The organism is Sphaerisporangium perillae (assembly GCF_023276435.1).
Classification (GTDB): Bacteria; Actinomycetota; Actinomycetes; order Streptosporangiales; family Streptosporangiaceae; genus Sphaerisporangium; species Sphaerisporangium perillae.
Genome location: NZ_JALLPO010000007.1, coordinates 18,581 through 35,186 on the forward strand (window position 1 = coordinate 18,581; position 16,606 = coordinate 35,186).

The 16,606-nt window shown below is 69.2% G+C and carries 18 protein-coding genes and 1 tRNA gene; 9 read left to right on the forward strand and 10 right to left on the reverse strand.

Annotation, left to right across the window (positions count from 1 at the left end; translation table 11 throughout):
• Positions 1–5: 5 nt before the first annotated feature.
• Together MYF83_RS08370 and MYF83_RS08375 are read right to left on the reverse strand one after the other, a co-directional pair.
• Complete coding sequence (locus MYF83_RS08370) at positions 6–854, reverse strand: MauE/DoxX family redox-associated membrane protein (RefSeq protein WP_248959649.1); 849 nt, start codon at positions 852–854, stop codon at positions 6–8.
• A gap of 2 nt (positions 855–856) precedes the next feature.
• Positions 857–1,798 carry a hypothetical protein gene (locus tag MYF83_RS08375; protein ID WP_248959650.1) on the reverse strand — a complete coding sequence of 314 codons (942 nt, stop codon included), beginning with the start codon at positions 1,796–1,798 and terminating at the stop codon, positions 857–859.
• Positions 1,799–2,092: 294 nt separating this feature from the next.
• Here MYF83_RS08375 and MYF83_RS08380 point away from each other — a divergent pair, with 294 nt between their 5' ends.
• Together MYF83_RS08380 and MYF83_RS08385 are read left to right on the forward strand one after the other, a co-directional pair.
• A complete protein-coding gene (locus MYF83_RS08380) occupies positions 2,093–2,623 on the forward strand; it encodes a SigE family RNA polymerase sigma factor (RefSeq protein WP_248959651.1) in 531 nt (176 codons plus the stop codon).
• A 93-nt stretch (positions 2,624–2,716) separates the two neighbouring features.
• On the forward strand, positions 2,717–4,342 hold the full coding sequence (locus MYF83_RS08385; RefSeq protein ID WP_248959652.1) for a fatty acid--CoA ligase: 1,626 nt from the start codon (positions 2,717–2,719) through the stop codon (positions 4,340–4,342).
• Here the strand turns inward: MYF83_RS08385 and MYF83_RS08390 are convergent.
• Complete coding sequence (locus tag MYF83_RS08390; RefSeq protein WP_248959653.1) at positions 4,329–4,817, reverse strand: MarR family winged helix-turn-helix transcriptional regulator; 489 nt, start codon at positions 4,815–4,817, stop codon at positions 4,329–4,331. The two genes, MYF83_RS08385 and MYF83_RS08390, sit on opposite strands and share 14 nt — an antisense overlap.
• 105 nt (positions 4,818–4,922) lie before the next feature.
• On the opposite strand from MYF83_RS08390, the gene MYF83_RS08395 reads away from it, so the two are divergent.
• Together MYF83_RS08395 and MYF83_RS08400 are read left to right on the forward strand one after the other, a co-directional pair.
• A complete protein-coding gene (locus tag MYF83_RS08395; protein ID WP_248959654.1) occupies positions 4,923–5,486 on the forward strand; it encodes a YceI family protein in 564 nt (187 codons plus the stop codon).
• 374 nt (positions 5,487–5,860) lie between these two features.
• Positions 5,861–5,950: transfer RNA gene (locus MYF83_RS08400), tRNA-Ser, on the forward strand.
• Between the two features lie 98 nt (positions 5,951–6,048).
• On the opposite strand, the gene MYF83_RS08405 is transcribed toward MYF83_RS08400, so the two are convergent.
• On the reverse strand, positions 6,049–6,831 hold the full coding sequence (locus tag MYF83_RS08405) for an ArsR/SmtB family transcription factor (protein WP_248959655.1): 783 nt from the start codon (positions 6,829–6,831) through the stop codon (positions 6,049–6,051).
• A gap of 51 nt (positions 6,832–6,882) precedes the next feature.
• Entirely contained in the window at positions 6,883–7,011 is a 129-nt protein-coding gene (locus MYF83_RS42495) for a hypothetical protein (protein WP_279339288.1), read from the reverse strand.
• Positions 7,012–7,066: 55 nt separating this feature from the next.
• On the opposite strand from MYF83_RS42495, the gene MYF83_RS08410 reads away from it, so the two are divergent.
• Positions 7,067–8,029, forward strand: coding sequence for an NADP-dependent oxidoreductase (locus tag MYF83_RS08410; RefSeq protein ID WP_248959656.1), 963 nt, complete (start codon positions 7,067–7,069; stop codon positions 8,027–8,029).
• A 239-nt stretch (positions 8,030–8,268) separates the two neighbouring features.
• Here the strand turns inward: MYF83_RS08410 and MYF83_RS08415 are convergent, their stop codons facing one another.
• Positions 8,269–9,618, reverse strand: coding sequence for an FAD-binding oxidoreductase (locus MYF83_RS08415; RefSeq protein WP_248959657.1), 1,350 nt, complete (start codon positions 9,616–9,618; stop codon positions 8,269–8,271).
• 47 nt (positions 9,619–9,665) lie between these two features.
• Between MYF83_RS08415 and pdxR the strand changes: the two genes are divergently transcribed.
• Complete coding sequence (gene pdxR, locus MYF83_RS08420) at positions 9,666–11,081, forward strand: MocR-like pyridoxine biosynthesis transcription factor PdxR (RefSeq protein ID WP_248959658.1); 1,416 nt, start codon at positions 9,666–9,668, stop codon at positions 11,079–11,081.
• A 197-nt stretch (positions 11,082–11,278) separates the two neighbouring features.
• Entirely contained in the window at positions 11,279–12,163 is an 885-nt protein-coding gene (locus MYF83_RS08425) for an aldo/keto reductase (RefSeq protein ID WP_308201416.1), read from the forward strand.
• A gap of 371 nt (positions 12,164–12,534) precedes the next feature.
• Here the strand turns inward: MYF83_RS08425 and MYF83_RS08430 are convergent, their stop codons facing one another.
• Together MYF83_RS08430 and MYF83_RS08435 are read right to left on the reverse strand one after the other, a co-directional pair.
• Positions 12,535–13,524, reverse strand: coding sequence for an RNA polymerase subunit sigma-70 (locus tag MYF83_RS08430; protein WP_248959659.1), 990 nt, complete (start codon positions 13,522–13,524; stop codon positions 12,535–12,537).
• Positions 13,525–13,564: 40 nt separating this feature from the next.
• The gene (locus tag MYF83_RS08435; RefSeq protein ID WP_248959660.1) at positions 13,565–13,981 is read right to left on the reverse strand and encodes a VOC family protein; all 417 of its coding nucleotides are present in this window, start codon (positions 13,979–13,981) and stop codon (positions 13,565–13,567) included.
• A gap of 603 nt (positions 13,982–14,584) precedes the next feature.
• On the opposite strand from MYF83_RS08435, the gene MYF83_RS08440 reads away from it, so the two are divergent.
• Both MYF83_RS08440 and MYF83_RS08445 read left to right on the forward strand, forming a co-directional pair.
• Positions 14,585–15,061: a TIGR03668 family PPOX class F420-dependent oxidoreductase gene (locus MYF83_RS08440; protein WP_248959661.1), complete on the forward strand. Its 477-nt coding sequence runs from the start codon at positions 14,585–14,587 to the stop codon at positions 15,059–15,061.
• A 9-nt stretch (positions 15,062–15,070) separates the two neighbouring features.
• Complete coding sequence (locus MYF83_RS08445; protein WP_248959662.1) at positions 15,071–15,526, forward strand: MaoC family dehydratase; 456 nt, start codon at positions 15,071–15,073, stop codon at positions 15,524–15,526.
• A 102-nt stretch (positions 15,527–15,628) separates the two neighbouring features.
• Here MYF83_RS08445 and MYF83_RS08450 read toward each other — a convergent pair whose 3' ends face one another.
• Together MYF83_RS08450 and MYF83_RS08455 are read right to left on the reverse strand one after the other, a co-directional pair.
• Positions 15,629–16,246 (reverse strand): response regulator, encoded by a 618-nt coding sequence (locus MYF83_RS08450; RefSeq protein ID WP_248959663.1) that lies wholly within the window; start codon positions 16,244–16,246, stop codon positions 15,629–15,631.
• Positions 16,243–16,524 (reverse strand): hypothetical protein, encoded by a 282-nt coding sequence (locus MYF83_RS08455; RefSeq protein ID WP_248959664.1) that lies wholly within the window; start codon positions 16,522–16,524, stop codon positions 16,243–16,245. Before MYF83_RS08455 ends, MYF83_RS08450 begins: the two co-directional genes overlap by 4 nt.
• Positions 16,525–16,606 lie beyond the last annotated feature (82 nt).

Consider the following 16,606-nt stretch of genomic DNA (forward strand, 5'->3'; position numbering starts at 1 on the left):
GCTTTCTAGCGTCCAGCCGATACGCCGATAGATTCCTGGAGAATGTCGTCGCTTCCCGTTCCCGGGCCGTCCGTCCCGACGACGGCGACCCGTACGGGAGGCCGGCGCCCGCTGAGGTACACGGCGAAGACCACCTCCGTCTCGGCTCCCGCGGCGGTGCGTCCGGGGTACACGAAGAACCGCCAGCACAGCTCGCGCCAGCTGTCCGACGGCTCCTCGGAGGTCAGCGAGGGCGCGTGGGACCGCCACTCGGTGCTCGTCCGCAGGCGCGAGAGGGCTCTGGACGCCGGCACGGGCCGCTGCTCGCAGGGTGCGCGATGCCTGACCCGGGCGATCCCCTCGCCCATCTCCGGAGACAGCAGCACCAGGAGCGCGAGACCGGCGCCGAGCGACTCGGCCAGGTTCAAGGACGCCTCCGACCACAGGTCCGTCCCCGAGACCGGGACGAGCGTGACGACCACCGCCATCCCGGCCAGCACGGCGGCCCGGCCGATCGAGCGCAGGCCCACCGGCGAGCCGCTCGCCTCGCCGAAGCAGCCGCAGCCCACGTCCGGTCGCCGCCTGCGCAGCTCCCACAGCACGTAGGTCGCCACGGAGAAGAAGGCGATCGTCCCCCAGCGCGGCAGCGGGTGGCGCGTGAAGAGCAGTCCCGCCGCCAGCACGAACTCGCCCACGGCGCAGAAGATCATGAATGGCTTGCGCCAGCGCTCGGGTACCAGGACGCCGGGGCCGAGGCGGGAGAGCCCGCCGGGATCGGCGTCGCGTCCCGCGGTCGCGAGCTTGGCGACGCCACCGAAGATCAGGAGCAGGACAAGGATCGCGAGCGCGGCGGTGGCGAGTGTCGAGGTCTCCACGGTCATCCCAATCCGACGCGGGCGTTGAAGCATCCCTTGGTGAGCTCCCCGCCGAGCTCCACGAAGGAGGCCGGTGACAGCTCGACGATCCGGCCGCGCGGCGAGGTGCCGCACTCCACGCACCGGTCGCAGAACCGTCCCGCCATGCATCCGCAGGCGACGATCGGCAGCACCGCCGCGTGGGCTTCGCACACGTTCCCGACATAGAGCATCGAACCGAGCGCGAGGTAGGGCAGGCCGGTGCACGACACCCCGGCGTCCTCGCAGTCGGAGTCGGCGCCTTCAAGCATCGGGTACGCGGCCCCCGCCTCCCCGTCGTCGAAGGCGTCCGACCAGGCGGCGGCTCCGGAGATCCTCGACTGGACTCCCCGGTACGCGGGCGGGGGAGCGGGCACGGCCGTCGCCCGGTAGGGAGGCTGTGAGGTCGCCGGCAGCCGCACGTGGGTCACGCCCTCGCGCCGGATGCCGATGGCGTCGAAGAGGTATCCGGGTTCCAGCTGGGGATGCCGCACGCGGATGCGCCCCGAGGCGCCGTAGGGGACGACGATCGCGCGCCTGCCCCGGTGTGGGCCGCAGTCGACCTCGATCGTCAGGTCCCTGCGTTCCTCCTCCAGGGAGAGGATGACTCCGGTGACCCGGGTGACGTCCCCCCAGATGCGTTCGGCCACGCGGCCGGACTGCCGGGCACGGATCATGACGCGGGTGCCGATGGGCAGGTCGGCCGGGGCGACCTGCGCGCCGTGCCAGGCCGTGGCCCACGGCGCGATGATCAGCCGTTCCTCCTCGCCGTCCGGATTCTCGACGATGACGAGATGGGGGCTGATGTCGATGATCTGGCCGCTGATCGCGCTCAGCGTGGGATGCTCCTCCACCTCGACCTGCGGTGGGACGGCGCTCCGGCCGAGCGCGGCCGACGCCAGCGCATAGCGGCGCTCGACTCCCATCGGCCCCTCCCCAATGCCGCCGCGAGTTTCCCCGGTCGCTCACTAGCGTCACACGAATCGTCGTCATCATCGAATGTTCCGGGGCGAGAAATTCCCCCCGTATCGGTGTGCGTAGCAAATTACCCACTCCAGGATGAACTAGTCGACGCCCCAGCGTGCCACCGAGCTGTAACGATCTTTGCCGTTGCCGGGACGAAACCTGGATGATGGATCAGCCGCATTAGGGCGTCCGGCTGCGATTCTGACGTCGAGATCCGTTCCATCATGGTCCTTCGTCACGGCAGCGGTGATCGCATGAGCGGTAAAGACGAGGAGTTCCGCGAGTACGTGGTTGCCCGCGGTCCGGCACTGCTGCGTATGGCCTACCAGCTGACAGGCCAGCCGGCCGACGCCGAGGACCTGCTCCAGGCCGCCCTGGCGAAGACCTACCTGGCCTGGGACCGCATCAACGACCGCGCCTCGCTCGACGGATACGTGCGCAGGGCCATGGTGAACATCAACATCTCCTGGTGGCGGCGCAGGAAGCTGGAGGAGTACCCCTCCGAGGAACTGCCCGAGACACCGGACAAGGACCGCCCCACCCCCGGAGAGATCCACGAACTGCTGGAGGAGGCGATCAACCGGCTGCCCGTCCGGCAGCGTACGGCGATCGTCCTGCGCTACTACGAGGACATGACCGAGCCGGAGATCGCCAAAGCGCTCGGAATCAGCATCGGCACGGTGAAGAGCACGGTGTCGCGGGCCATGGCGAAGCTCCGGGGTGATCTGGTCGTCGTCGAGTCCCGGCGGCCGGAGACGCGGCCACAGCCGCAGCCGCAGTTATGAACGAGCGCTTGTCTCGCGGGCGGTACCGGGCCAGACTCGGAAAGGGTCGCGGGACCGGCGCCGGGCCGGGCTCGGCCAGCGGAGGTGCCACAGATGCGCAGCACCATGCCCGATCACCCCCTCACGATCACATCGATCATGCGGCATGGCACCGGCCTGTTCGGTGACCACGAGGTCGTCACCTACACCGGCGACGGGTACCGGCGCCTGCCGTACCGCGCCCTGGCAGGCGAGGCGGCGCGGCTGGCCGGCGCCCTGCGGAGCCTCGGAGTGGACGGCGACCAGAGGGTCGCGACGTTCGGCTGGAACAACGCCGAGCACCTCACCGCCTACCTGGCCGTTCCCGCGATGGGGGCGGTGCTGCACACGCTGAACATCCGGCTGTTCCCCGAGCAGATCGCCTACATCGCCGGCCACGCCGAGGACGACGTCGTCATCGTGGACGCCTCGCTCGTCCCCCTGCTCGCCCCGATCCTGCCCGAGATGAAGACGGTGCGGCACGTGATCGTCGCCGGTGCCGCCGACCCGGCGCCGCTGTTGTCGGCCGGCAAGGACGTGCACGACTACCGCACGCTCCTCGACCAGGCCCCGGACGACTTCGACTGGCCCGAACTGGACGAGCGCACCGCCGCAGCCATGTGCTACACCAGCGGCACGACCGGCAACCCCAAGGGCGTCGTGTACAGCCACCGGTCCGCCTACCTCCACTCCATGAGCGTCTGCACGGCGAACGCCATGGGGCTGTCGAGCCGCGACCGGGTGCTGCCCATCGTCCCGATGTTCCACGCCAACGCCTGGGGCCTGCCGTACGCCGCGCTGATGGCCGGAGCCTCGCTGATCATGCCCGACCGGTTCCTCCAGGCCGAGCACCTGGCGAGGGTCATCGCGGAGGAACGGCCGACGGTCTCGGGCGCGGTCCCGACGATCTGGGGCGACCTGCTGCGGCATGCCCGGCAGCACGGTTCCGACCTGTCGTCACTGCGGCTCGTGCCATGCGGCGGATCGGCCGTGCCCGAGGCGCTGATGCGCTCGCTGGAGGAGGAGTTCGGCGTCCACGTTGTGCAGGCGTGGGGGATGACCGAGACCTCACCACTGGCCACCGTGGCCCATGGGGACTCCTGGGAGCTGCGCGCCACCCAGGGCAGGCTCCTCGCGGGAGTGGAGGGCCGCATCGTCGGCGCCGGCGACACCGTGCTGGAGCCCGACGGGGTCTCGGTGGGCGAGCTGGAGGTGCGCGGGCCCTGGGTCACCTCGTCCTACCACCTGGAGGAGGATCCCTCACGGTTCCACGACGGCTGGCTGCGCACGGGGGACGTGGGACGGCTGGACGCCGGCGGCTACGTGACGCTGACCGACCGGGCCAAGGACGTCATCAAGTCCGGCGGGGAATGGATCTCGTCGGTGGAGCTCGAGAACGCCTTGATGGGGCATCCCGCCGTGGTGGAGGCGGCTGTCATCGGAGTGCCGGACGAACGCTGGGGGGAGCGCCCGCTGGCGTGCGTGGTGCTCGACGGCGACGCCCTCGGCGGTACGGCCCTCGACGGCGCGACCGGAGTCGCGGAGCTCCGGGAGTTCCTGTCGGGGAAGGTGGCGCGGTGGCAGCTCCCGGAGCGCTGGGCGTTCGTCCAGGCCGTGCCGAAGACGAGCGTCGGCAAGTTCGCGAAACGGACCTTGCGCGAGATGCACTCCCGGGGAGAGCTCACGATCACCGAGGGCTGACGTCGTCCAGTTCGGTCGCGCCCGCGGTGGCGCACGGGCGTACGACGTCACGGATGACGCGCAGGGCGTCGAGCAGCGTCTCCAGTCGCTCGGGGGGCAGCAAGCCCGTGAACCAGGTCTCGATGTCCTGCAGGTGCTGAGGGAGGACCGACTCCAGCCGGGTGAGGCCGGCCTCGGTCAGCGTCGCGAAGGAAGCGCGCCGGTCGGTGGGACACGCCACCCGCTCGACCAGGCCCTCGCGCTCCAGCCTGTCCACGACCCGGGTCACTCCACTGGTGGACAGCGACGTCTGGGCCGCCAGATCGCTCATGCGCAGGCGCCGCCCCGGCGAGCGGGCCAGGCGGATCAGCGTCTCGAAATCGACCTCCGACAACCCTGACCCGGCGAAGGCGGGGGCCATCTTGGCCGCGAGTCCGGTGTGGACCTCGGAGATCAGGCCCATCGCGGTGAGCCGGGGGTCGTCAGTTGGAATCACGTCCACAGTCTAGACGACGTTAGTTGACGAGCGGAATATTCCTCCTGTAGACATCTGTTACAGAAATCGTCCGCACAGCAAGTAGTAGTCCACGGGAGATGGAACATGAGCACACGCACCTGGGAAGGCATCACGATCCCCGAGCCCGGCACCTTTGACCTGGATGCCTCGCACACTCGCATCGGCTTCTCCGCCAAGCACATGATGGTCAGCAAGGTCCGCGGTCGCTTCGGAGACTTCTCCGGCAGCGTCACGATCGCGGAGAACCCGCTCGAGTCGTCGGCCGAGCTCACCATCAAGACCGCCAGCATCGACACCGGCAGCGCGGACCGCGACACCCACCTGCGCAGCGACGACTTCCTCGCGGTGGAGAAGTTCCCGGAGATCACCTTCCGGAGCACCCGCGTCGTCAGCCACTCCGGCGACGAGCTGGTCGTCGCCGGTGACCTCACCATCCGTGACGTCACCAAGGAGGTCACGCTCAAGGTCGAGTACGGCGGCGCCGGCACCAACCCCTGGGGCCAGGAGCTCTTCGGCTACGAGATCGAGACCGAGATCGAGCGCGAGGAGTTCGGCCTGACCTGGAACGTCGCCCTGGAGACCGGTGGCGTCCTCGTCGGCAAGAAGATCAAGATCGAGATCGAGGGCGAGGCCACCCGGCGCGCCTGACCACCGGGTGGCGCGCACACTATGTCCACAGCCTGTGGACAGAGTGTGTGGAAACCCCTCCTCCCCCTGGACACCCAGGGCCGGCCCACCCGGCCCTGGCTCCACGGATCCCATCCCCTCCGCCCGTGACCGCGGTCGTGGCTCCTAACGCCGCGGCCTCTCCGGTCCAGATTCCAGGACGCCCGCCACCTGGCTCTGGCTCGAAGAGCTGCGGAACGGCGAGACCGGGCGCTCAAGCCCGCCCCGGTCCTGGGACGTACCAGCCCTTCCGCGACATGTTCGCCTGCCACGACGATTCCACTTTGCCGCTCAGCATCAAGGCCGGTACTCTGTGCTGAGCCAGTCGGGCCGTCATCAAGCCGGTCAGGCTTTCAGGAGGCTTCGCCTAGTCAGGTCTATGGCGCCGCACTGCTAATGCGGTTTGGGTCTACAGCCCATCCGGGGTTCAAATCCCCGAGCCTCCGCACTTCAAAGGCCCTTTCCCGAATTTCGGGCAAGGGCCTTTTTGATCTCCGCAGAGGGTCTTCGGCCAGGTGCCGTTCTGCACTGGGCTTTCCGATCATCAGACAGGGTCCATCAGAAGGTCCGCGAGCTCCGTTCGCGCGTAGAGCACGACTCGGCCGACCCGGGACCGGGTCAGCAAGCCCGACCTGAGCAGCACCCTGAGTTGCTGGGACGCCGCGCTCGGGGTGACGCCGAGTTGTCGGGCGAGCTCCGTGGTCGACATCGGCCCGTCCAGGGTTGCCAGCAGGTTCGCCCGGGACTGGCCGATCAGCTCGGCGAGCGCTTCCGGTGGCCGGGATGGCAGGGTCTCCCAGAGAGTGCCGACGCCGCGAGCCCGGTAGACCACGGTCGGTGGCTCGTCCGGACCGACCGGGCTGATGGTCTGCGGTACGAACAGCGCCGGGACCAGCCAGAAGCCGCGTCCGGCGACGGCTGCGTCGTACGCGAGGGTCTGCCCGACGTATAACTGCAGTTCCCCGCCGACCCAGCGGGCTCGATGATCCAGTTCGGTCAACATCGCGGCCGCCCCGTCCCGGGCCAGCAGCCGGGCCCGGTAGAGCATGTCGGCTTCGAGGACGGCTCGCATCCGGGGCCAGTGCGGCTCGATCGCCAGGCGCCAGTATCGCTCGAGCGTTCCCGCGATCACTGCGGGCTCCTGGCACAGAACGGCCGGGACCGGATGGCCACCGTAGACGGACCGGATGTCGGCCATCGCCTTGTCCGGCGCGGTATCGCGGACTTGGCGCACCTCGTCGTCGATCCTCGGTAGCGGGGTGTCCGGCCGGGGCGTGACGAAGTCCGGCAGCCAGCCGTGCTCCGGACTGATCAGGGCGTCCAGCAAGGCGACGTCGGCCGCGGCCGCCGAGGCCAGGGCCGCGCGGGTCCGCCGAATCTACGGCAGATGCAGCACGTGCCGTTCCGGCCAGCGCAACGCCCACAGGCTGGTGACCGTTTCGAGCAGCGGCGAGCAGGCGAAACGCATGTCGGCAAGGTCGTCGATACCCAGGCGATATATGATCATTAAGTCAAATGCTAAATCATTATCGGCGGCCCATCACGGGTGGTTGGCTCGGGCCATGGCCGTTCTTGTACATCAGTTGGCGCGGCCCCACGGGTGGCCAACCGCCGACCAGTTTGCCTATGTCGAGGTCCCGACCCCGGTACCGGGGCCTGGCCAGGCGCTGGTGGAGAATCTGTACCTGTCCGTCGACCCTTACATGCGCGAGGTCATGGAGGAGGGCGAGTTGGGTGCGCCCATGGAAGGCCGGTCGATCGGCCGGGTGGTCCAGTCTCACGACCCCGCCCTCGCCGTGGGTGACCTGGTATTTCATCGGCACGGCTGGCGTAGTCACGCGGTAGTGGTGCCCGGCGAGGTACGTGTCCTGCGCGAGTTGCCGGGAGTGCCGCTCACCGCATATCTGAGCGTGCTCGGCGGCACCGGCCTGTCTGCCTACGTCGGCCTGACCCGCGTCGCGCACCTACAACCCGGCGAGACCGTGTTCATCTCGGCTGCCGCAGGCGGGGTGGGCAGCGCGGCCGGCCAGATCGCCCGGCTGCTCGGCGCACGCCGGGTGATCGGCAGCACGGGGTCGGCGGCCAAAGCAAAGCACCTGCTCGAGAGCCTGGGCTTCGACGCAGCCTTGGACTATCGTGCCGGCGACTTGGCCGCCCAACTCGCCGCAGCGGTCCCGGAGGGCATCGACGTGTACCTCGACAATGTCGGCGGCGAGCACCTCGAAGCCGCCATCGGCGCGCTACGCGATCGCGGCAGGATCGCGTGGTGCGGGGCGGTGGCGCAGTACAACAGCGCGACACCGCCCGCCGCACCGCGCAACCTCTACGACATCGTGGGCAAACGCCTGCGCCTGGAGGGCTTCCTGGTCCGCGATTTCGGCCACCTCCAGCCGGAACTGGAGGACTTCCTCGTCCCGCACATCCGCACCGGCCAGGTGGTGGCGGACGAAACCATCGTCAGCGGGTTGCACAACATGGTCGATGCCTTCCTGACCATGCTCCGTGGCGGCAACACTGGAAAATAATTATTCGGGCGGCTCCATGAAGGTGTCTCAGTTTCTAGTTGCAATTCAGCGCCGTCCAACCTCGTTCCAGATGACCGCCGAGCCGAGTGGTCCAGGTGGGACTGAGCAGGACGGGCAAGATCCGAGCTGCTGATGCGGTTTGGGTCTACAGCCCATCCGGGGTTCAAATCCCTGAGCACGGGCGTGTGTCGTCGCGCTGTGACGTGCAGTGTTGGGTTTCCGAGTGTGCCACGGTGTCGTCAAGGACGATCCGGCTGGATGTTGTGGTTCAGGTGGAACACATTGTGCGGGTCGTAGGCGTTCTTGAGCGCCACCAGCCGGGCCAGCTTGCCGGGCGGGTAGGCGCGGCGGACACCCTCGGCTCCTTCGTCGCTGAGCGCGTTGACGTACACGCCGCTGGCGAACGGTTCGAGTGCCGCGGCGCAGTGCCGGGCGGCGGCCTTGCGGGCCTGATCCTCGGCGGGGTCGGTCCAGCTGGCCCCGGTTCCCCATTCGAACAGCGTGTCCCGGTGGCTGAACGCCGTGTCCTGGTCCGCTATATCGCTGATCGCCCCGCCGTAGGCCTGAAGCCCGACGCCCGGGAGGTTCTCGCGGTGGCCGTCCACGGTCCCCCGCATCAGGAACGCCTCGATCGCCTTGTCGGGGAGTTGCCGCAGGTAGTGCCCCTTGGAGTACCTGCGCAGCGCGTGCCGCCCGACGGTGTCGTCTCTGCGCTGCAACTCGACGTAGGACGACACGAACACACGCTCGGTCACCGGGCGCCCGAGTGCACGCATCGCCGGGAGTAGCCGCCGGCCCTGTTCCGGGTCGCCGACCCATACGAACCCGACGGTGACCAGATCCCCACGCTCGACCGAGGCGGTGAAGGTGGCCTGCCGAGGCGCTTGGGCGTTCAGGTCCCGCCATGTGCGAAGCACCGGCAACGCCCGCTCGAGCGGAAACGTGTACTCGGCAACGAGCGCTAGGGTTCCCACGGGGTGGAGCCGGAACTCGAACTCGGTGACGACACCGAAGTTCCCGCCACCGCCGCGAAGGCCCCAGAACAGGTCCGGATTCTCGGTCCGGCTCGTGCGGACCACGTTGCCGTCCGCGGTCACCATCTCGAACGAGACGACGTTGTCACAAGCCAGACCGTACTGCCGGGCGAGCCAGCCCATCCCGCCGCCGAGGGTCAGTCCCCCGACGCCGGTGTGGGAGACGTTGCCCGCGGTCGTCGCCAGGCCGTGCTGCTGCGACGCGCGGTCCAGAGCTCCGAGCAGCGCGCCGCCCTGCACCCACGCCCGACGCCGCACCGGGTCGACCCGGACCCCGCCCATCGGAGTGAGGTCGATCATGAGGCCGTCATCAGGGACGGCCAGTCCGAGGGCGCTGTGCCCACCGCATCGCACGCCGATCTCCAGATCAAGCTCCCGGGCGGTGCGCACCGCTGTCACCACGTCACCGACGCTTGCACAGCGGATGATCATCCGCGGTCGCCGGTCGACCATCGCATTCCAGACCGTGCGCGCCTCGTCGTACCCCGCGCGGCCTGGCACGAGCAACTGACCGTCGAGCCGGCCACGCGTGCAGTTCGTCGTCGCTGTCGTCATGGATGTGAGCCTGACAGGAATCGGTACACAGGATAAGGTCCGATTCAATGGGCGAAACAAGGACCAATTTTCGTCTCGCGGGCGACCTGCTCGTCGAGCTGAGGCGTGATAGCGGCGTCCCGTTGCACCGGCAGATCGAGGCATCGATCCGTGACGGGATCCGCTCGGGACGACTGCGGCTCGGTACGTCGCTGCCTCCCACGCGAACCATCGCCGCCGACCTCGGGGTCTCGCGCGGCGTGGTCGTCGAGGCATACCAGCAGCTCGTCGCCGAGGGATACCTGATCAGCCGGGCGGGTGGATACACCCAGGTCGCCGTCGGCTCAGCGTCCGCACCGACGCGGACGAGGCCGGTTCCGGCACAGGCACCGCGGATCGACTTCGGCTACGGGCGGGCCGACGTATCCCACTTCCCCCGGGCCGCGTGGCTGCGCTCGATGCACAGAGTGCTCACCCAGGCCCCCAACGAGCGGTTCGGCTACCTCAGCGGCCGCGGCGTCCCGGAGTTGCACGAGGCACTCGCCGACTACCTGAACCGGGTGCGAGGCACCTCGGCCAAGCCCGACAACGTCGTGATCTGTAACGGGTACGCACAAGGGATCGCTCTGCTCATCCAGGTGCTTGCGAAGTCCGGGGCGAAGCGGCTCGCCGTCGAAGACCCCTCCGCCGACGACGATGCCCGCCCGGTCGCCGTATCGGCCGGGCTCGACGTGGTCGGTGTCCCGGTCGACCACGACGGCATCCGTGTCGACGTGCTCGACCGGACCGACGCCGACGCTGTGATCCTCACTCCGTCACACCAATGGCCGACCGGCGCCGTGCTGTCGGCCGGATCCCGGATCGCGGTGCTCCGCTGGGCGAAACGGCGGGGAGCGCTGGTCATTGAGGACGACTATGACGCGGAATACCGCTATGACCGCGCTCCGATCGGGTCCATGCAAGGGCTGGCGCCGGACCACGTCGTCTACGCGGGCACTGCGAGCAAGACCCTCGCGCCCGGGCTCCGGCTCGGTTGGCTCGTGGTTCCCGCCCACCTGGTCGACGACGTCGCCGCCGCCAAGATCGCCGCTGATCGCGGCTCACCGGTGCTTGACCAGCTGGCGTTCGCCGACTTCCTGTCCCGCGGAGAGTTCGACCGGCACCTGCGACGGATGCGGCCGGTATACCGACGACGCCGCGACGTGCTCCTGAACGCCCTGCGCGAGCGAGTGCCCGACCTTGACCCGGCCGGGGTCGCCGCCGGCCTGCACCTGGTCACTTGGCTGCCGTCCGATCTCGACGAGACCACGGTGGTGGACGCCGCGGCCCGCCGGGGGCTTGGCGTCTATGGCCTTAGGCCCTACCGCATCTCCTCCGAGGGCAACGGCGGCCTGATCTTCGGCTATGCCACGCTCAACGAGCGCACTATCACCGAGGGGATCGACATCCTCGCCACGGTGATCAACGAAGTGCGTTCCACTTGACCAGCATCTGAAGCGAGTACCGAAACCACCGCGACCCGTATCAGGCGCAAGACCGCAGCCGCCCTGCAGCCCATGTGTTTCCGTCACGTCCGGGCTGCTCATGAGGGTGGCGAGCGCCGGGGCGTATGCTGAGACGCACAGAGCGGCCCGCTTTCGCCGCGGGTTCGTCCCCGTGCCGTCACGGCACGACGAAGAGCATGTCCGCCTTCGCGTTCACCGGGGAGGAGATCCCCACGTTGCTGACCACCATGCGCACCGTGGCGCTTCCGTCCGGGGAGGCGATCCCCGTCCTCGGGCAGGGCACTTGGCACATGGCCGAGGATCCCGCCTTGCGTGAGCAGGAGATCGCGGCGCTCCGCCTCGGTCTGGACCTCGGCATGAAGCTCATCGACACCGCCGAGATGTACGCCGACGGCGCGACGGAGGTGCTGGTCGGCGAGGCCATCGCCGGGCGCAGGGGCGAGGTGTTCCTGGTCAGCAAGGTCCTGCCGCAGCATGCGACCTACCATGGGACGATCGCCGCCTGCGAGGCGAGCCTGAGTCGCCTCGGCACCGATCACCTCGACCTCTACCTGCTGCACTGGCGCGGCCACGTCCCTCTGGCGCAGACCCTCGCGGGCTTCGCCGAGCTGAGGCGTCTGGGGCTGATCCGGTATTGGGGCGTCAGCAATTTCGACGCTCCCGACATGGCGGACCTCTTACGGCTTCCGGGCGGCGCGGACGTCCAGACCGACCAGGTGCTCTACAACCTGGCGAGGCGCGGCATCGAGTGGGACCTGCTGCCATGGTGCAAGGAGTACCCGTTCCCGATCATGGCCTATTCGCCGGTCGAACAGGGGGAGCTGCTCGGCCACCCCGCGCTGCGGGGGGTGGCGGAGCGGCACGAGGCGACTCCGGCGCAGGTGGCGCTGGCGTGGGTGCTGCGGCACGACAACATCAGCGCCATCCCCAAGATGGGGACACCCGGCCACGTGTACCAGAACCGGGCCGCGGTGAGGATCCGCCTGACGGACGACGACCTGCGCGTGCTGGACCAGGCGTTCCCGCCGCCCTTCCGCAAGATGCCCCTGGAGACCCACTGAGGGTCCGGCGGTTCAGATGGTGAGGAGGCCGCTCGCCTGCGGGCCGCCCGGCGAGGGAGCCTGCGGTACCGGAGTCGTTCGGGACGGAGCCCGCGGCGCTCGGGGGGGCGGCGAGGGTGCTCTCGACGGCGGACAGGAGCGCGGTCATCTCCTGGCGGAACCCGTCGTGGATCCGGACGAGCTCGTCGCCGATCGCGTGGGCCCGCGCCGCGTCTCTGCGGTACAGCGCGACGACGGGGATGATGCGAGGCGTATTGGCCTGGTAGGCGGCGAAGGCCGGGTCGAGATCCGCCTGGAGGGCGTACATCTGGTCGCTCCGTCACCGGCAGTGGGGGACCGTGGTCGCAGGTGACGGACCCGGTCCCCCGTCCTCAGAGCGTCGGCGGCAGGCCGAAGGCCGGGAACAGCTCGGCGCCGAACGTCGTGATCTCCCTGACCTTGCCGTCCTCGATGCGCAGGACGTCGAACTTGAACGCACGGAACTCGGTGTCACCGGGCCGCCGCAGGTAGCTGGCAGCCGTCGGCATCCGGTTGGCCCGCGTCGGCACGAGGCGCCAATCGCCGTCCCTCTCCGGCCCGAGGGCGCGTTCGAGGAGGGGGGTGATGGCCTCGAGCCCTTCGAAGTGGAACGGCTGCGGCGGCATCGTGATCCGGAGGTCGCGCGAGCTGATCGCGACCGCCGCGGCGGCGTCACACCGTTCGTGCGCGTCGATGAACTGATCGAGGAGGCCCCGTTCCTCCTCGCTCACCTCCCGTGCGGGCCAGTCGGCCCGCCGCGCCGGCAGGTGCTGCTGCATGGTGGCGCGCGCTCGCTGGAGCGCGCTGTTGGCCGCCGGGACGCTCGTCCGCAGGAGCGAGGCCGTCTCGTTCGCCGACCAGCCGAGCACGTCCCGCACGATGAACGCCGCGCGCTGTCTCGGAGGCAGCACCTGCATGGCCGCCAGGAAGGCCAGCTCGATCGTCTCCCGATCGACGAGGATCTCCTCCGGCTGCTCGTCGCTGGGCGCGATCTCGTCCAGCAGCCGGTCCGGGTACGGCTGCAGCCACGACACCTCGGCGAAGGAGTGCATCGTCGTCAGGCGCCGCGAGCTGCGCCGCAGCATGTCCAGGCAGACATTCGTCGCGATGCGGTACAGCCAGGCGCGCAACAGCGAGACGCCGTCGAAGCCCTCCCGGCCGCGCCACGCCCGCAAGAACGTCTCCTGCACGGCATCCTCGGCCTCGTCGAACGAGGCGAGCATCCGGTAGCAATGGACGTGCAGTTCGCGCCGGTGCCGCTCGGTGAGCTCGGTGAAGGCGCGTTCCCCGCCGGCGATCACGGAGGTGATCTGCGGCGCGGAGCCGGCCTGGTTCTCGGTCATCACGGCACTGGTCCGTACGTCGGGTCCGTTGTGGTGGCGCTCATGCCTCGGCCTTGGCCCGCTTGACCTCCTGGACCAGCCAGCCGTTGCCGTCGGGGTCGCTGAAGGAGAGGAAGGTGCCGTACTCGCGGCGCTCCGGGTCGGGGCCGGGCGTCTGGCCGCTCTCCGTGAAGTGGTAGAAGTCGCTGGGGTCCACCCCGCGCTCGACGAGCTCCGCGCGTGCGGCGTCGATGTCGGAGACGACCAGGTGCAGGCCCTGGAGGCTGCCGGCCGCCTCCTTGTTCTTCATGATGCTGATCGAGCACGCCGAGCCCGGCGGCGTGAGCTGCACCACCCGGAAGTCCTCGCCCGCGCTGAAGTCGACGTCCACGGCGAAGCGGAGCCGCTCGCTGTAGAAGGCCTTGGCGCGGTCGACGTCAGAGACGGGAACAACCACGAGTTCAAGCGTCCAGTCCACGATGCGTCCTCCTTGGTGTGATCGGCCGGGTGACCGAAGTTGTAACAGTGAAACGACGGGCCCGGCGGAAACTCATCGGTGATGCGATGACAAGTTTTTTGCGGCGATCGTCCCGCTACCGATGGGTAGCGGGGTGCTCGGCGCAAAAGATGGAAAATCGCCCACTGGGGCATAGGGACTATCGAAGCGGTACGTGAGACGATCTGAGCGGTCCAGGTAGCCCCACCCTGGAGAACAGGCAGAGCAAGCTTATGGATGCGTTCCCCCTCGACTCGCCATCGCTGCCTCGGCGAGACGAAGCCGAACGATGCGCGACCAGCGAAGCCGGACGCCGATGCGTCCTTCCTCTCCACCACATCGGCGATCACGTCTACGCGCCGCGGCCGGCTCGTCCCTGACGACGAGGTCCATCCGTGACGCGGTGCCGGTCCTTGGTCGCCGGGTCGGTCGGTCACGTGATCCCGGGTCGGTCGATCCGCGATCGTGAGGTCGGTCACCGGATCGCTGGCCGGTCGATACGTGATCGCGAGGCCGGTCACGTGATCGGGGGATCGGTCCGTGGCGGTCGCCGTCCGAGGGCGCTTCACGTGCTTGGATACGCGGGTGGGCAAGGTCGAGAGCGGTTCGAGCGGGACCGGCGGGACGGGCGACGACGAGTTGGCTCGCAGCAAGCTGGCCGGCGCGCGGGTGGCGCGGCTCGCCACCGTCAGCGATGACGGCAGGCCACACCTCGTGCCTGTGACCTTCTCCCTCGACGGCGACCGCATCGTGACCGCCGTCGATCACAAGCCCAAGACGACCACACATCTGCGGCGCCTGCGGAACATCCACGTCAATCCGAACGTGTGCGTACTGGCGGACCACTACGACGAGGACTGGACGCGCCTGTGGTGGGTGCGGGCCGACGGCTTCGCGACCATTCTCGAGCCGGGCGAGGAACGGGTCCCGGACCTGCTCGCGCCCCTCGTCGCGAAGTACCCCCAGTACACCGAGCGTGTGCCCGAAGGGCCGGTGATCCTGATCGAGGTCACGCGATACTCGAGCTGGTCCGCCCTGGCCGTCCCGGCAGGAACCGAATAGCATTCCGCCATGCGGATCTTCACCGACCTCGACGAGCTGAAGGCCGCCACCGGTGAGCACTTCGGATACACCGAGTGGCGCGAGGTCACCCAGGACCAGGTCGACCTCTTCGCCGACGCCACCGACGACCACCAGTGGATCCACGTCGACGTCGAAAGGGCCAAGGACGGGCCGTTCGGCGGGACGATCGCCCACGGGTACCTCAGCCTCTCCCTGCTGCCGTCCTTCATGACCCGGCTGTTCCGGGTGGAGGGACTGAAGATGGGCATCAACTACGGGCTCAACAAGGTCCGGTTCCCCGCGCCGGTGCCCGTCGGCGCGAAGATCCGAGGCGGGGCGGAACTCCTCGAGGTGACGGACACCCCCGCCGGCACCCTGTCGAACCTCCGGGTCACCATCGAAGTGAAGGACCAGAACAAACCCGCCTGCGTCGCCGAAACCCTCTCCCTCTACATCGCCGAGTAGCCCCGGCACACGAAACCGTCCCCGGCAGGCGAGTCCGCTCCGCGTAACAAGCCCTTCTGCCGGGCAACCCGCCCGATGGAGGCTGTCTGGCCGCTCGCCCGTTCACGTCCCCGCGTACAGGATCGCCGCCTGGACCCGGCTGCGCAGTCCGAGCTTGCCCAGCATGCGGCTGACATGGGTCTTGGCCGTCGCCTCGGTCATGTCCAGCTCCCGCGCGATCTCGGCGTTCGACAGACCACGCGCCACGCAGGCCAGCACCTCCCGTTCACGCGGGGTCAGCACGGCCAGGTCGCGCGGCTTGCGCTCGCTCGTCTCGGCGAACGCCGTGATCAGCCGCCGCGTCACCGAAGGGGAGATCAGGCCGTCGCCGCGCGCGACCAGTCGTACGGCCTGGACGAGGTCGTCCGCGTCGGTGCTCTTCAGCAGGAAACCGGCGGCCCCGGCGCGCAGCGCCCCGAAGACGTACTCGTCCAGATCGAACGTCGTCAGGATGAGGACGTCGGCGATCCCGCTCAGTTCCCGCGTCGCCGAAATCCCGTCCAGGCGGGGCATGCGGATGTCCATCAAGACGACATCGGGCCGGAGGTCGCGAGCCGACGCGACGGCCGCCTCTCCGTCGGCCGCCTCGGCGACCACCTCGATGTCGGGCTGCCCCTGGAGGATCAGCACCACGCCCGCCCGCACCGCCGCGTGGTCATCGGCGACGAGGACCCTTATCATCCGTTCACCTTGCCCACGACGGGGTGGGACTCGTCCACCCCCGCCGCGCTCACGGCCGGCCGGAGCCCGTACGGCCCGGCACCGGCGGCACCGCCGTCCATGCCGCGCGGCTTGGTACCAACGACCGCTTCGGGTGGCCCGGTCCCGACATCGGCGTGATCGCCACCGTCCATCTCGGATGGCTTGTCACGCGCGGGCAGCGTGGCGGTGACGCGCCACCCGTCCCCGCAGGGTTCCGCCGCGAACGAGCCGCCGACGAGCGTGGCCCGCTCGCCCATGCCGATCAGTCCTGTACCGGAGCCCGGAAGGGCCGCCGGGGTACGAGCGACCGGGTTCTCGACGGCCAGGAGGATGTGGTCG